Below are 15306 nucleotides of genomic sequence, written 5' to 3'. Positions count from 1 at the left end.
CCAATGGCGAAAGATCCCCACTCGCCCGGCTGGCAGGTGCTGATCGAACAACTCGACGTCGTCACCGGGGCGGTACGAGCCTCCTGGAAGACGGTCCGTTCGGACACCATCATATCCAGCGTGACGTCCGCCAGGTCGGTCACCCCCTTGTTGGCCACAACGTAGCGGTAGTAAATCAGGTCGTCCGGCTGCGAGCGGTCGCCGATCGTGGTGACATCCAGTGTGAGGCCCACATTATTTCTGACAACATTGGACTCCTTCGCCTGGGCCACATCGGAGCCCTCACTGCGCAATACGCTGCTGAAAGCCAGGACAGCGCCATCCTCAAGACCGCCATCGGACGTCACAGTGAAAAAACGTTTGCCCCCGGCATTCGCACTGAGATTGGATAAATCCCAGGTGATCGTGTTCCCGGATAATGTTCCGCCATCACTGGCACTCGCAAAGGTAACGTCTGCGGGCAGCGTGACCGCCACCTCGGCATCCAGCAACGTTGAAGCGCTGATATTGCCAAAACTCACTTCGTATCGTGAGGTCGCTCCGGATTCGATCACCTGCTTCTTCGACGATAGCGAAACCCGAGCGACGGGATCCACTTTCACCGTGGTTGTATAGGTCGCCGACTGGCCAACGCTATCGCCGTCATGAGTCACCGTTGCCGTCAGGGCCAGCTCGGCATCCGCCGGGGCACTGGAAGCCACCCTGAAAGGCACGGTGATGACTTTGCTGTCGCCGTCCGACAGATTACCGAGGTTCCACACGGCCGTTTCGCCAAACTGGCAGGAACTGACGCTGCATGACCCATCCGTCGCCGGCAGGGCATTGGCTTCTGAAAAGAAGCTGTGTTCCGGAACGGGGGCCGTCACCATCACATTGGTGCGATCAGCACCGTCTGTGTTGCCAACAACAATGCGATAGTAAGTAAACCCGTTGGGCGCGACCGGGTTATTAATACCCGAAACATCAATGGATAACGCAAATAGAGGGGTCGAAAAGAGGCACAGCAGCACGAACCACACAAATCTCAAGCGCAAAGACCTCTTCCGTGAAGAAAAAGAAACCATGACATAGCTCCTTTTGTCAGGTTCGGAAGGGATGTGACTGCGCCGCAGATTCAGGCACGAATCGTTCCCCCGCTCCTGGCATGGCACGCTTTCAAGCGGTTACCCGATGACAGCTCCGACGCTCCGGGGTCCGTGTGTAAAGAACATCGACGCACCCACTTGAGGGTCATGTGCTTTAGACGGGCCGATCGAGTTCATGATTGCCATTGCTGAGGCCATCAGCGGGTATACCCCCCAGCCACCAAGCTGACCTTTCGGACTGGCATTCCTTGTCATAGAGCCAAGGATTCAATAGCGTCAGGCCGCTACCATGCGGGCTCTGCCCGCTTCCGTTTTTTGGATAGGCCCATGACCCACGACACTTCGCTCACCGCATTTCTGACGTCCGTAATCCGTGACCAGACGCCCCAGGAAGTCCTCCAGGTCGGCCTCGGCGATTTCGACCTGACGCTGTCGGCCTGTCAGACACTGAACACACTGGACGATGCGGCGATGACGTTGCTGACGGGCACTCGCCTTCAACACGCGGAATTTCTGAAGGCGGTCCGCCAGCGCAATGTGGACGCGTTGATGGACGTGGTGGAGCTGAACTGGACCCCAGCGGATGAGGTGCTGCCGGATCTGTATTTCCAGAACCGGTCCGTGGATCTGGCGATCATCAACGAAGTGGGCCCATACGATCAGGCGTTGGTGTCGCTGTATTACGTGGACAAGATGCTCGCCTCCCGGGGCACTCTGGTGATCCACAACGCCGACACACCGGTGATGAAAACGCTCTGCCAATACCTGGTCAACGAGCGGGAGTACACGGTTCAGCACACATTGGGTGGCAAGCCGGACGACGCCCTCATCCCCCGGCTTCTGCGCCGCCAGTTCCACCGTGCACCCGGGTTTGTGAAGAACACCGTAAAGACCGTGATCCACCCGGACCTGCTCCGGCTGGATGAGGACCCGAGACTACAGGGTTCCATGGTGGTTCTGACCGGACCGGTGGCCGAGGGCGATATCGATATGGATTTCGATACGCTGCTGGAATCGATTCTGGAGGAGGAGCGCCAGTAACGGCCGGACGAGCGTTCGAATGACGCCTCCAGAAAACGCATCGGTTACCCCAACGCATCCGCCAGCAACCGGAATAACTGCCGGTAGTGACGTGCGTCGGCGGTCGCATCATAGGACGGTGCATCGGTGGCGGTGTAGCCGTGGGCCGCGCCCTTGTAGAGCTCGGTGGTGAAGTGCACGCCTGCTGTCGCCAGTGCCTGGTCCATCGCGCCGACCTGCTCGGGCGGCATCAGCTCATCCCGATCCGCGTGCCCGAGATAGACCTGGCCGCGAATGGAATGGACGATGTGGACCGGGCTGTCGGGGTTTTCCGTATCCGCCAGCCGGGCCGAGTGAAAGCCGGCGGCTGCGGCAATCCGGTCCGGATGAGACGCCGCCATCCGCAGGGCGAACCCACCGGTCATGCAGTAGCCGGTGACGCCCAGCGGGCCATCGGCGAAGACCGTCTCATCGTCGATGCCGGCCAACAACGCCTCAAAGTCCCGGGCCTGCGCCTCCGGCGTCAGCTTGCCGGCGTATCCGAGCAGGATTTCGCGCACGTCCTCGTCCCGGAACGACCGGCCTTCAGGCACCACCCGCCCCACTGAATCCCGGTAGTAGATGTTCGGCATCAGGACCGCGTAGCCGCCGTCGGCGATGGTCTGGGCCTTCTCGTGGTAGCAGGGCCGAAGTCCACCGATGTCGGTGAACAGCACCACGCCCGGGAGGAGGCCGGTGGCGTTGTCCGGCGTGTGGATATGGGCGTCGATCACGCCGTCAGCGGACGGAATCTCGATTGCTCGATGCATGGTGGCCTCCCGATTGGTTGCGCCGGGGTATCAAGGCCATGATGTCAGAATTTTCCGGGGCATTGGGCGGTGCGCCCGGGAAGTGTCGGTGCCTGCGTCAGCGCCAGGCGACATCCCGGAATTGATGAATTTGTATCCATCGGCCCCGTTGTGCTTTATCCTTGGCACCCGATCGTCAAGACCCCATTCCCCGGTCATACCCCCTGAATTCCGAGGATCTGATTGTGAGTCACGCCCCGTTTTCGTCTCTGGCAATGCAGCCAGCGCTGCTGGAGAACCTTGCGTCACTGGGTTACACCGCCATGACGCCCATCCAGGCCAGGAGCCTGCCACCCATGCTGGCCGGTCGGGATGTGATCGGTCAGGGCCGCACGGGCTCGGGTAAAACGGCGGCGTTTGGGCTGGGCCTGCTCAACCGGCTCGAACCGTCGCGGTTCCGGGTGCAGACGCTGGTGCTGTGCCCGACGCGGGAACTGGCCGATCAGGTCGCGCGGGAGATTCGCCGGCTGGCCCGGGCCATTGCCAACATCAAGGTGCTGACGCTGTGCGGCGGTCTGCCCATCGGCCCACAGATCGGCTCGCTGGAACATGGCGCCCATGTGGTTGTCGGCACCCCCGGGCGGATTGAGGATCATCTGCGCAAGCGGACGCTGGACCTGAGCCAGGTCGGCACGCTGGTGCTGGACGAGGCGGACCGCATGCTGGAGATGGGGTTTCAGGAGGCGCTCGACGCCATCGTCGAGCAGCTGCCGACACGTCGCCAGACCCTGCTGTTCAGCGCGACCTTCCCCGAGTCGATTCAGACGATGGCCGGGCAGCTCATGGATGACCCGGAGCACATCCACATTCAGGGCGGGCACGATCACAGCAGCATCCGCCAGCACTTCTTCCGGCTGCAGGACAACAAACAACGGCTGGTTGCCGTGCGGCTGCTCCTACTCCAGCAGCGCCCCGAATCCACGGTGGTGTTCTGCAACACCAAGCGTGAGAGCCAGGAAGTGGCCGATGAGCTGTGCGCACACGGCTTTACCGCCCTCGCCCTGCATGGGGATCTCGACCAGAAGCAGCGGGATGAGACGCTGGTGCGCTTCGCCAATAAGAGCGCCTCGGTGCTGGTGGCCACGGACGTCGCAGCACGAGGGCTGGACATCGACGCACTGGATGCGGTGATCAACTACCACATCGGCCGGGACAGCGATGTGCACACCCACCGCATCGGACGCACCGGTCGCGCGGGCAGCAAGGGCGCCGCCTACACGCTCTATACGGGCAAGGAAGAACACAAGGCCGTACGGCTGGAAGCGGATCTGGATCTGAGCATCGAACCCGAGGCGCTGCCGCCGTTCCGCCTTCTGGAACGCCCGGCCGAGCCGCCCGCCATGGTGACGCTGCAGATCGACGGCGGCCGCAAGGAAAAAGTCCGCCCCGGCGACATCCTCGGCGCGCTGACCGGCGAAAACGGCATCGCGGGCAAACAGGTGGGCAAGATCGATCTGTTCGACCACTGCGCCTACGTCGCCGTCGAGCGCAATGCGGCCAAACCGGCCCTGCGCAAACTGCGGGATGGCAAGCTCAAGGGGCGCCGGTTCCGGGTGCGTCGGCTCTGACACATCCACGTCGACATCACGGAGACATACGTCGAAATAATTTACAGATCAGGAATTCAAGACTTTCCGGCAATCGCTAACTGACTCTCTCAAAGGCATTATTTCAACCTGGCACACTCTCTGCTTTAAATCCCAAAGATTCACCACATTCTGCGAAGAGAGAGAGCGTTATGTTGTCCTTCCGTTGTTTCGCCAAGAACAGCCTGCTCGTTGGCGCCCTGGTCTTTAGCGCCGGCTCCGCCCATGCCAACCTCATCACCAATGGCAGTTTTGAGAACCCCGACGTCGATTCCGGCAGCTGGGAGTACTTCACCTCCAGCCAAGTGCCTGGATGGGATGGCGACAACATCGAGATCTGGGACAGCTTCAACGGTGTCAATGCCGTTGACGGTGACCAGTTCGCCGAGCTGAATGCCCACCCGGACCAGATTGATCCCTTCGGCATCTATCAGGACATCACCACCGTCGCCGACCAGTGGTACAACGTGGCATTCGCTTACCGCGCCCGTGCCAACGACAGCGAAGTGTTTGAGTTCGCCGCAGCCGACGAGTCCTGGACGCTGAACGACCACACGACCGGTGAATGGAGCCTGTTCTCCGGTATGTTCAAGGCGGAATCCAACCTGTCACGCATCCAGTTCAAGAGCCTAAGTCCAGACGGCACCATCGGCAACTTCGTGGACGATGTCCGGGTAACCGCCAAGGTTCCGGAGCCCGGCACCCTCGCCCTGCTCGGACTGGGCCTTGCGGGTCTGGGCCTGTCCCGCCGCCGGCGCTAAGCGCCCGCACCGGTCCCATCGCCCCCCGGCCCTGCGCCGGGTGCCGGCGATCTTAACGCTCAGCCGTCACGCTCCACCCACCCGTCGATCAACTTGCCCAGCAGTTCGTTGAGCTGCGCCTGCTCGGACCGGGTCAGGCCGGACAATGCCTGTGCTTCGTTTTCCACATGCAGGGGCACGATGCGGTTGATCAGTGCCAGTCCATCATCGCTGAGCGTCACCATCGTGCTGCGCCGGTCCTCCGGGTGGGGCGAACGGACGATCAGCCCGGCCTTTTCCAGGCGGTCCAACCGATTGGTCATTCCACCGGACGAGACCATCAGCGCTTCAAAAAGCTGCGTCGGCCCCAGCGAATAGGGCTCGCCGGATCGTCTCAGCGTGGCCAGCACATCGAACTCCCCCTGATGCAGGCCATGTGACTTGAAGAACGGCTCCAGATAGTCCCGCGTGACCTGCCGGGCCGCGCTGCCCAGCCGCCCCAGCACTTCCATCGGGAGCAGATCCAGCTCCGGCATTTCCTGCTGCCACTGCTCTGTCGCGAGCTTGACTCGACTCATTGCGCCTCTTTTTATCTTGATGCTAAGATACTTTTATCTTTACGTTAAGATACTTTTTGAAAAGATACTCGCTCAATTTCATCTTGGTGCCAAGAGACAGGAGCCCATCATGGCGAAGCGCATTCCATCGCACAAGGCGACTGGCCGGGAGAAACTCTACGCCCTTGGCTGCCTGTTACTCGTAGGCACCTTTCTGGCGCTATCGCTGATCATGGCCAAACTGGCCGACCAGGCCGGCGCGCCAAGGCTGACGTTCCTGATGACCGGGCTGGCCGGGGCGGGCATCATTCTGGCGTTGCTCACCACCGGAGAGGGCCGTGCCACGCCCCTCAACCGGCGCACCGTGGAGTACGCCCTGGTATCGGGCGTTCTGATGGCCGTTCCGAATGCCATGGGCTTTCTCGCCGTGCGGCACGTCGGGGCGGGGTTCATTTCCCTGAGCTTTGCCTTTCCGATCCTGGTCACCTGGGTGATGGCGGTCGTCCTGGGCATGGAGCGGTTCCAGGGCCTTCGGCTGCTGGGCGTTCTGCTGGCGCTGGCGGGCGGTGTCATCCTGGCCGTTTCCAAGGCGGGCAGCAGTCCCGGTGATCCAATATGGGCGGCACTGGTCCTGGCCATGCCGATCGCGTTGGCGGCAGGCAACATTTACCGGACCTGGCGATGGCCAGCAAACACGTCCCCGATGTTCCTCGCGGCGCTCATGATGTTCGGGGCCGCCCTGAGTCTGCTGCCGCTGTCCCTGATCACTGAAGACGGTGGGGTCCCGGCGCTGTTCCGCTCCCCGACCCTCGTGGGTCTGGTGGGTCTGGAGGTCCTGATCTTCGCCACCCTCTATCACTTCTTCTTCGTTCTTCAGGCCCTGGCCGGTCCGGTCTACCTCAGCCAGATCGGCACGGTGGCCGCTGTGGTGGGGACCGTCATTGCGGTCTTTGCGCTGGGTGAGCCGACACCTCCGAACCTCTCACTGGCCGGCACCCTGGTGGCCGCCGGTCTGATTGTCTTCCATCGATCCGCAAAAACGCATGTCACCAACACGGAGGAACCTCGACATGTCCGTACTGAATGACGCCCTCAACTGGCGCTACGCGGCCAAGCGCATGAACGGCGACACGGTGCCGGCCGACAGGATCGAACGCATCCTGGACGCCATCCACCTCGCCCCATCGTCCTTCGGGCTGCAGCCGTACACGGTTCTGGTCATCGACAGCCCGGCCCTGCGCCAGCGCATTCAGGACCAGGCAGCACAGCAACCCCAGATCACAGAGTGCTCCCACCTGCTGATCTTTGCCGCGTGGGACCCGGTGGAGGAGAGCGCCGTGGACGAATTGATCGGCCGCATTGCGGCGGAACGCGGCGTGCCGTCGGAAGAGCTTGCTGCCTACCGGGACACGATCAAGGGCACGGTGCGAGGCAAAACACCGGAACAGCGGGTGGAATGGGCCGCGCGACAGGCCTACATCGGCCTTGGTCATGCCCTCAGCGCCGCCGCCCTGGAGCAGGTGGATGCCTCCCCCATGGAGGGCTTTGACCCGGCGGAGCTGGACCATCTGCTGGATCTCCAGTCACAAGGGCTGCGCAGCGTCGTGCTGGTGGCACTGGGTTACCGGGATACCGACACGGACTGGCTGGCCGGACTGAAGAAAGTCCGCTGGCCCCGGGAGCGGACGATCCAGTCCGTCGGCTGAATTGCCGGAACCAACGGGATACCGGCAGTCAGGAACATGTAGGCTGTGATGTGCCGAGCTGGCCGCACCCGAAGAGTCGGCGCTGGGCCACGAGAGGGAGGAGGCCGGCGGGCACGCTTCTGCCACGGAATGGCAAGGCGCTCCGCCAGGCTCTGCTAGACTGATGCCAGCCTTGCACAGACTGCGTCAGGACCCCGGAGCCCGTGGCGATACTCTCTTCACTTCGCAACAAACTGCTGGTAGCGGCCCTGATCGGGGTCCTCATCGTCGAGGCCATCATGTGGCCGCTGACGAACGCCATCGAGCACCGGGTTCAGCGTGAGCTTCTGGATGAAGGCGCCAAAATCCGGGCGGAACTCGAAAGCAGCCTGACCCAGGCCATTTACCTTTCCGTCGGCCTCGTTTCGTACATCCAGAGCCAGAACGGTCAACTCGAAGAGGACCGAATCAAGGCATGGCTGAAACGGATGCGGGCCAACTCCAATGCGATCATCAATATCGGCATCGCACCGAACAACCGCATCCAGTTCATCTTCCCCGAGAAAGGCAATGAGTCGGCGCTGGGGTTGTACTACCCGGACCTGCCCACTCAGTGGCCCGACGTCCGGCGCATGATCGAGTCCCAAAAACCGGTGCTCGCCGGTCCGCTGGCGCTGATTCAAGGGGGCAATGGACTGATCTACCGCCACCCGATCTTCATTGACGGCGCGTATTGGGGACTGATCAGCACCGTCATGGACTCCGGGGAATTGCTGGCGCCGTTGACCATGGAGGCCCGGCAGGAAGCACTCAATATCGCGCTCGCCAGGCGAACGGGCGATGGTGACGGGTCGGTCGAACGTATCTGGGGCGAAGCCATTGATGAAGACGGACCTCAGCAGACGATGGGCCTCGAACTCCCCGGAGCCACCTGGCGGCTGACGGTCCAGGGAGAACCCAGCCGTGACATCCTGACCTTCCGGCTGGGACTGTATGCCGCACTCTTCATCATACTTCTGATGATTGCGGCCCTGCTCCGCCACAACGAACGGGAGCGGGCCCGTCGCGACACCATTCGCGCCGAAACCGACCGACTCAAGGACGAGTTCATCGCCACGGTCAGCCATGAGCTTCGCACGCCTCTGACCAACATCCGGGGCACGCTGGGTCTGCTGGAAGGGGGGGCCGCCGGCGAACTGCCCGACAAGGCCCAGGAACTGGTCACCATGGCCCGGCGCAACAGCGACCACCAGACCCAACTGATCAACGAGCTGCTGGATATTGAGAAGATCGTTGCCGGCCGGATGCCCATTCATCTCCAGCCCTGCGCTGTCCAGCCGCAAATCACGTCGGTGGTGGCCGACAATCAGACCCTGGCCGACCGGAGACAGGTTCATCTGCGTGTGAGCGAGATGGACCCGAACGCCTGTGTCATTGCGGACGCCCAGCGCTTGCGTCAGGTGCTGACCAATCTGCTGTCCAACGCCATCAAGTTCTCACCCGCCGGCGGCGAGGTGACGATCTCAGCTCAGCGGGAGGCGGATCAATGGTCTCTCTCCATCGCCGATCAGGGGCCCGGCATTCCGGAATGGTTCCAGCCTCGGCTTTTCGAACGCTTCTCGCAGGCAGACGGCTCCAGCACCCGCGATATGGGAGGGACGGGACTGGGCCTGGCAATCTGCAAGGGCCTGATGACACAGATGAACGGTGATATCCGTTACGACACCTGCTCGGCCGGCACCGTGTTCACGGTGGCGTTGGCAGCCCATACCGGCCTCGCTGACGCCAAACCAACGTCGGGGGCATCGACCTAGTGGCGACGCGCTATCCAACGCCTCAGGGGAGCGCCTGCAGGCTCCAATCATTCTGCTCCGCTGGCGGGAGTTCGTTCGCATAGCGCAGCTCCATTCGGACCACGCCGTCAATGCGGGAAGGAATACCAAACCGCAGCAGACGGCCGTCCAGATCCCACTGGTAGGTCCGGGCGAACTGCCCGGTGGCCAGGCGGCGGCTCAGATCAGGCCCGAAGGCACCCTGATTGATCTGCACATCCGGCGCCCCATACTGCAGGACGAGGTTGCCCAGAATTTCATTGAATACTCGCCGGGCGGATTGCCCATCTCCAATGCCGTCGAACCCGATAATAAGGTTCGTCGACTGGAGCGCATTCCCCCGGAACTCGTACACAAGCTGCTGGCGGCGCTGGATATCGTCCAGAACCGGCGTGTCATAAACAATCAGATCGCCTTCGCCACGAGGGGCTCCCAACCCGCGCCCCTGAAGCCCATCGGTTACCTCGGCCCTGGCGATGCCGGGCTCAAAACCGGTCACACCCACCGCCGTGTCCGGGGCGGCCGGTTGCGGTCGCGACTTCGACGTGGCCGACGGCGCCCGGCTGAACCGGTATTCCCAGAAGACACCGATCCGAGAGGCATAGGTATCACCCATGCCCTCTGGCTGCCGGTCGTAGTACCGGCCCTCCACGCCAAGCCGGTGCTGGTGGTACTGATAGTCGTACTGCAGCGACGCCTGCTGAGTCAGCACGTCCGACCGGCCCGGCTCCCAGACCTCCTGGCGGAGACTGTTATAGGCAAACCGCAGCGCATGATCGCCACGCCGCAGAGACCCGTTGAGAGTTGGGTTCAGATCCCGACTGTCCTGATTGTCGCCCGCCCTTTCGCGGTAGAGCAGCCCCGGGGAGATGGACCCGGTCAGGCCCGCCAGTTGAAAACGGTAGTCTACCGCGGCGCTCACCTGACGGAGGTACTCGGTCGTGCGCGGTACCAGCCGGTCCTCACGGACCTGGCCCAGCAGGCCAACGCGTGTGCTGACGCGTTGGGTGACCGGGAGTGTGACGTTGGCGTTAAGGGTGGCATCGCGGGTGTGGCGATTCCCGGCTTCGTCCTCACTCTCAGTCACGAAACCGTCAATATTGCCGAAAGCCCGGACAGGCCCCCAATCCAGCAACGGACCACCGTAGGTCAGACCCGTGGTACGGGTGTCTGTGGTGTTCCCAGCCTCCACGTTATCGCGGTAATCCAGAAGCCGGGCCCGGAGAAACCGCCCGTTCTGGAATCGCCAGGTGCCACTCGTCTCTACAGCACGCCGGTCGGCACTCACTGCTGCGCCGAACGGCTGATAGTGCTCGCCATAGAGGGAATAGGACGCGCGATAACTCAGAGGCAGATCCCGGCTACGACCGGAGAGCTCCCCGTAATACCCCTGATCCTTTTTGCGTTCCCCAGCCACGTCGCCTTGCAGGTAGGCAAGCTCACTTTCCAGCTGAAGCTCCTGGGCCCAGAGGGAAAAGGGAATTGCGTGGGCAACGGATGCCACCTGCTGGTCACGCGCTTTCTGATTCAGCGGTTCCTGTCGGCCATGGGTGGCATTCAAAGACAGAGCGCCAAAGCGCGCGCTTTCCATCAGCCAGGAGCCACCGGCAAAGGTCGGCTGGGTCCCGTCGAAATCACGATAGGTCGCCGCCTGCTGACCGGCAAACACCTGAATGGAATGATCTGATGCGCCCAGATCAGGCTGGAACTCGGCCTGACCGCCCTTGAGGCTCGTCTGGATCGTGCGCGTCGTCTGATACGCATAGATATCTCCCCCTTCCAATCGCAGGGGAACCGACCCATTGCCTTTCTCCCAGAACACCCGGGCACGCTCCAGATTGCCCCCCTGATACTGGCCCCGGTAAGCCGAGTCATTCGCCACACCACTGAGCGAGACGTTCATCCGTTCAAAGGGGGAGTAGCGCCGGTTCAGGTTGACGCTGAGTTCGTCGTAGGTCTGCCGTCCCTCCTCCGGATAGGGCGAGGCGGCCGCATTCCCGCTGTTGTCATAGTGCTCGGTCTGGAGCCGATTGGTTGCGTCGACTCGCCACTGATCCAGTTCACCAGCGCTGGCGGTCGCACCCAGCACCATCCAGGCCGCCCCACTCACCGCCATTACTGTCAGCCTGAACATCGCCATCAGATCGGTTCACGTATCTCTAGGATGAATTCACTGGTGCTCGGCAGCCGTTGGTAGCCGGTCCGCGGGTCGTTGAACGTCAGCTGCAATCGGACGGTCACCGCGACCCGGCTCACCCGACGATCACCATCACCGGGCTCCGCCACCCGATGCTGACTGATCACGCTGTAACTGCGCATCGACAGCAACACCAGGCGGGCGTCGCGGGGAACCTCGGTCAGGACCGTATCCGACAGCTTCTGGGCATCCACAAAATCCTGCACCAGAATGGTGTCCAGCTGGCCCTGATTCCACGCGGAGAGAATGGCGTTGACGCCCTCAAGCACCAACTCGCGGTCCAGGCGCTGCAACGACTCAATCCGCTCTGCTCCATCCGGCAACGCCGATGGTGTCGGAATCTGGGTGAAGTCGCGAAAGGAACGGGACAACGCGTCCGGAACCACAAGCATGAGCCCAAGCGCCACAACGCTCCCAATCAGCCAGGCTGTTCGCAGACGATCGATCATGGACAGCTCCCCGTGTTGGTGAAGCAATCCCATCCGCTGGCGGAGGACACACTGATATCGCCATCGGAACCGGCCGAGACGTCGGCGGTGACGCGAAAGCGACGACCGTCGGACAGACGGGTCAGATCAAACGAGACCGTCCGGGTTTCGAATCCGGGACCCTCGCTCGCCAGCACGAGGGTGGTTGGGAGCCCCGGACTGGACCACCCCATGCCTGGTTCGAAGGTCAACTCGAAGCCCCCGGTGACGAACTGACCATCGAATCCGAAAGCCGCATCCGACCGAACGGTGTCGTCCGGCCCCTCGGCGACCGACCACTGCTGCGGGTCTGCCGAGGGCACGAAATTGAGGCTGGCCGTGAAGACTCCCCCCGTCGGAACGTTGGTAAAGGCAAGGGCCGCTGGCTCGGGCTCCGGTTCGGGCTGCGGATTTGGCGATGGTGTCGGGGCGGGCGCGACCGGCTTGTCTTCCGGTGTCGTTGCTTTGTCGATGGCGTCGATCACGTCCCGGTCATCGAATGGGTTGATGGCGTTATTCGGATCAAGCGGTGTTACCCGGACCAGCCGGAATTCAACAGACCGCGGCTCTGTCCGACCTGGCGTCACGCCATACCGAAGGGCCGGCAGAGTGACGACCTCATCAGGGGTCGCTTCGACGCCAAACCTCAGTGCGGGCAATGTCGCAATGGCCCGGGGACCGCCTTCGGCACCAAACCGGAGCGCCGGTACGCGCACCGTTGGCGGCCCCGATTGCGGAACGCCAAACCGCAGGGCGCCGGTGCTGACGGTAGCGACCGCTCCCCGGGAGCGACCAAACCGCAACGCCGGGGTCCGAACGACGGGCTTGGCGCCTCCACCGGAGCCAAACCGCAATGCCGGGGTGCGTACCGTCGGCGCTTTTCCCGAGCGTGCCCCAAAACGCAGAACCGGCAGACTCACGACATCGGGCTTGTCCGCCGTACTCCGCAACCCATAACGCAACGGTTGCGTCCGGACTGTGGCGGGCGGGCTGTCAGACGGGCGCATTCCGTACCGGAGAGGCTTTGTGCGAACAACATCCAGAGCCTGGCTGCCCGATGACTGAGTATAGTAAAGCGCCGGGAGCGTTACCTGGGGCGTGGCCTGTGCCAACGACGAGACCGGTGTGCCGGCGATCACAATCGCAGCACACACCGCCACCGAAGCCAGAGGCATCCTGAAAGACCGGGTGCTTCGTCGAGCGTTTGGTCCACGACAACTTGGTTGCATCAGAACCTTCAAAGCTGAGAGTCACAATCACGCAGTGCGGTCCATGGATCCACACAAAATGGGCGCCGCTACGAATAGGCAGCACCCGCGCCACTCTAGAGGATGTCGTTGACGGGTCTGATGAGATCAACCGATGACCGGTAATCAGCGCCGGTTTCCTGAACCTCAACCCGCTGGCCATCCGCCGCGATCAGCTGTAACTCACATGCCGAAGAGCTCCCCGTCACGTTCGGCTGAACATAGACGCCTGCACCGGAGAGTTCTTCTTCAACAACGCCTGAGTACGCGATGCCCATCCGGACCGTGCCGCTGAACGAGTTATCCGGGCCCAGCGTGATCACCTTGGACTTGCGGATCTCGACGATGTCCGGCGTGTCCCAGTCCTTATCGTGGAAATTGAGAAGACAGCTCACCGCGACCTGGCTGTAGCTCTCGCCCTGCCGGCTGCCGTATTCCGGGCCGAAGGTGCCGTCGCCTTGGAACTCAACAGGGATCTCCAGAATGAAGTCACTGTTACTGGCTATCTGATTCAGGCCGGCATTGGGCACGCTCATTACCTGCTGCTGAGCTTTCACCGTTGTCGCTTGCATTCCACCACCGGAGTCTCCGGTGTTCACCGTCGTTGCAGGCATCGGCGTGGCCTGTTTTTTGAGATCCTGCGCAACGACGCCAAAGGACAGAATCATGAGAGAGAGAAGGCACACCGCATTTCGTTGTAAAGACATCACGTGACTGCCCCAGCTTTCTGGTCCATGAATAAGCTGTGTCGGCTGACCACATTGGACGAACACTCCAGCAACAGGCCGACCGACCAACAGATCGCAAAACGAACATTTCGCAAAAACAACCTAAGATTAAGTTTCTGTCATGCCGGGGTCAAATCGAATCGTCCGGGGCCGTGATCGGAGTCAAAAAAAGGGGGATCAGGCAGGACGAGGCATACTCCGACTGCTTCTGACGCCACAGCTCCGGCCTTATCCACACCTCGAGCCGCCGACGCCACGCTGGAGCCCTGGGCCGGGGCGACCACAAATGGACGGCTTCCAGATCGAGCCGACGAGGCCGAGGCCAGCACGGCCGCACCAAGCGAATCACGGGATTGGGTCTGTTCCATGACAGAGGGTCTGTAACGGGCAGAGCGCGTTGTTGCGAAATCTAGAGCGACCTAAGCACAAAACCGCCGCATTGGTACAAACATGGACGCCGTGACCCGACTGGGCCAAACTGATTGTCTTTATCGTTAGCACGCAGTTTTCGACATGAAACGAGTTCTTCTGATCATCCTGCTTGCTCTCCCGTCCTGGGCCTGGAGCGTCACCCTGGTCGTGGGTATGGAAGCCGCCAACAACGCCCCTTTCGAGTATCTGGACGAATCGAACCGTCTGACCGGGTTCCATGTGAAGCTGGTCCGGGCCGTAGCCGAGCGGCTTGGCTGGGAGATCCGGATTCAACGCGAACCCTGGAAGCGCGCCATGATGTCGCTGCGCAAGGGCCGCGTGGATGCGGTGACCTATGTGGCCCGGTCGCCCGATCGAGCCCAGTTCGCCCGCTTCCTGCCGGGTAATCTGCTCCATGTGTCCCGCACCACGCTCTACATTGATCGAGAGCGGTCCGACGAAATCCATTATTCGGAACCGCTGCGGGAGATGGTTCGGACCTGGCACACCGCGGTACCCAACGGCTATCTGATGAGCGATCGGGTCCGGAAACTGATTGATGAGGGAGCCCCCATCAGCCAACCCACCGTCTCCCAGTCGGAACTCTTCCGGATGCTTCTGAACGGGCGTTACGACGCCGTATTCGGGAGCATGCGGGCACTGGAGCTGGCCAGAGAGGAAAGCCCGGAACTCGGCGACCGCATCCAGCAGTTGCCCGCTGCGGCCTTCCCCGGCAAACGCATGTATCTGGCCTTCTCGCTCAAAGGCGACCCGGCCATCGCGGAACAGTTTGCCAACGCCTTCAACGCGTTCCGTGCGGAACCGGCGTATCAGGCGCTGGCTCAGCGCTTCAACGTGCAGGACCGGCTACCGACCGCGCAGGACGTTAACGCGTCACAGTGA

Annotated in this window: 14 protein-coding genes; 7 read left to right on the top strand and 7 right to left on the bottom strand. The window is 62.1% G+C overall.

What is annotated here, in order from left to right:
• Nucleotides 1-1064: COG1361 family protein (locus tag C8D92_RS15655; protein WP_165819239.1), on the bottom strand; the 1064-nt coding region annotated here is incomplete at its 3' end.
• Nucleotides 1065-1412: 348 nt separating this feature from the next.
• On the opposite strand from C8D92_RS15655, the gene C8D92_RS06315 reads away from it, so the two are divergent.
• Nucleotides 1413-2126, top strand: a complete 714-nt coding sequence (locus C8D92_RS06315; RefSeq protein WP_116918770.1) for a hypothetical protein — start codon at nt 1413-1415, stop codon at nt 2124-2126.
• A 44-nt stretch (nt 2127-2170) separates the two neighbouring features.
• On the opposite strand, the gene C8D92_RS06310 is transcribed toward C8D92_RS06315, so the two are convergent.
• On the bottom strand, nt 2171-2914 hold the full coding sequence (locus C8D92_RS06310; protein WP_116918769.1) for a dienelactone hydrolase family protein: 744 nt from the start codon (nt 2912-2914) through the stop codon (nt 2171-2173).
• Between the two features lie 224 nt (nt 2915-3138).
• Between C8D92_RS06310 and dbpA the strand changes: the two genes are divergently transcribed.
• Both dbpA and C8D92_RS06300 read left to right on the top strand, forming a co-directional pair.
• On the top strand, nt 3139-4521 hold the full coding sequence (gene dbpA, locus C8D92_RS06305) for an ATP-dependent RNA helicase DbpA (RefSeq protein ID WP_116918843.1): 1383 nt from the start codon (nt 3139-3141) through the stop codon (nt 4519-4521).
• A 170-nt stretch (nt 4522-4691) separates the two neighbouring features.
• The gene (locus C8D92_RS06300; RefSeq protein WP_116918768.1) at nt 4692-5300 is read left to right on the top strand and encodes a PEP-CTERM sorting domain-containing protein; all 609 of its coding nucleotides are present in this window, start codon (nt 4692-4694) and stop codon (nt 5298-5300) included.
• A 59-nt stretch (nt 5301-5359) separates the two neighbouring features.
• Here the strand turns inward: C8D92_RS06300 and C8D92_RS06295 are convergent, their stop codons facing one another.
• On the bottom strand, nt 5360-5857 hold the full coding sequence (locus C8D92_RS06295) for a MarR family winged helix-turn-helix transcriptional regulator (protein ID WP_116918767.1): 498 nt from the start codon (nt 5855-5857) through the stop codon (nt 5360-5362).
• 109 nt (nt 5858-5966) lie between these two features.
• Here C8D92_RS06295 and C8D92_RS06290 point away from each other — a divergent pair, with 109 nt between their 5' ends.
• From C8D92_RS06290 to C8D92_RS06280, 3 genes are all read left to right on the top strand, one after another.
• Entirely contained in the window at nt 5967-6923 is a 957-nt protein-coding gene (locus C8D92_RS06290) for a DMT family transporter (RefSeq protein WP_116918766.1), read from the top strand.
• Nucleotides 6907-7542: an NAD(P)H-dependent oxidoreductase gene (locus C8D92_RS06285; RefSeq protein WP_116918765.1), complete on the top strand. Its 636-nt coding sequence runs from the start codon at nt 6907-6909 to the stop codon at nt 7540-7542. Before C8D92_RS06290 ends, C8D92_RS06285 begins: the two co-directional genes overlap by 17 nt.
• 203 nt (nt 7543-7745) lie before the next feature.
• Complete coding sequence (locus C8D92_RS06280) at nt 7746-9335, top strand: sensor histidine kinase (RefSeq protein WP_116918764.1); 1590 nt, start codon at nt 7746-7748, stop codon at nt 9333-9335.
• Nucleotides 9336-9357: 22 nt separating this feature from the next.
• Here C8D92_RS06280 and C8D92_RS06275 read toward each other — a convergent pair whose 3' ends face one another.
• The 4 genes from C8D92_RS06275 to C8D92_RS06260 all read right to left on the bottom strand — a co-directional run bounded on the left by C8D92_RS06275 (nt 9358) and on the right by C8D92_RS06260 (nt 13974).
• Nucleotides 9358-11493 carry a hypothetical protein gene (locus C8D92_RS06275; RefSeq protein ID WP_116918763.1) on the bottom strand — a complete coding sequence of 712 codons (2136 nt, stop codon included), beginning with the start codon at nt 11491-11493 and terminating at the stop codon, nt 9358-9360.
• Nucleotides 11493-11999, bottom strand: a complete 507-nt coding sequence (locus tag C8D92_RS06270; RefSeq protein WP_116918762.1) for a hypothetical protein — start codon at nt 11997-11999, stop codon at nt 11493-11495. The genes C8D92_RS06275 and C8D92_RS06270 overlap by 1 nt, the downstream gene beginning before the upstream one ends.
• Nucleotides 11996-13192 carry a hypothetical protein gene (locus C8D92_RS06265; RefSeq protein WP_133243111.1) on the bottom strand — a complete coding sequence of 399 codons (1197 nt, stop codon included), beginning with the start codon at nt 13190-13192 and terminating at the stop codon, nt 11996-11998. The genes C8D92_RS06270 and C8D92_RS06265 overlap by 4 nt, the downstream gene beginning before the upstream one ends.
• A 149-nt stretch (nt 13193-13341) precedes the next feature.
• Nucleotides 13342-13974 carry a hypothetical protein gene (locus tag C8D92_RS06260; RefSeq protein ID WP_165819238.1) on the bottom strand — a complete coding sequence of 211 codons (633 nt, stop codon included), beginning with the start codon at nt 13972-13974 and terminating at the stop codon, nt 13342-13344.
• Nucleotides 13975-14505: 531 nt separating this feature from the next.
• Between C8D92_RS06260 and C8D92_RS06255 the strand changes: the two genes are divergently transcribed.
• Nucleotides 14506-15306, top strand: a complete 801-nt coding sequence (locus C8D92_RS06255) for a substrate-binding periplasmic protein (protein WP_095609954.1) — start codon at nt 14506-14508, stop codon at nt 15304-15306.

The organism is Tamilnaduibacter salinus (assembly GCF_003096655.1).
Taxonomy (GTDB): Bacteria; Pseudomonadota; Gammaproteobacteria; order Pseudomonadales; family Oleiphilaceae; genus Tamilnaduibacter; species Tamilnaduibacter salinus.
This window is presented reverse-complemented; position numbering and strand designations above follow the sequence as displayed.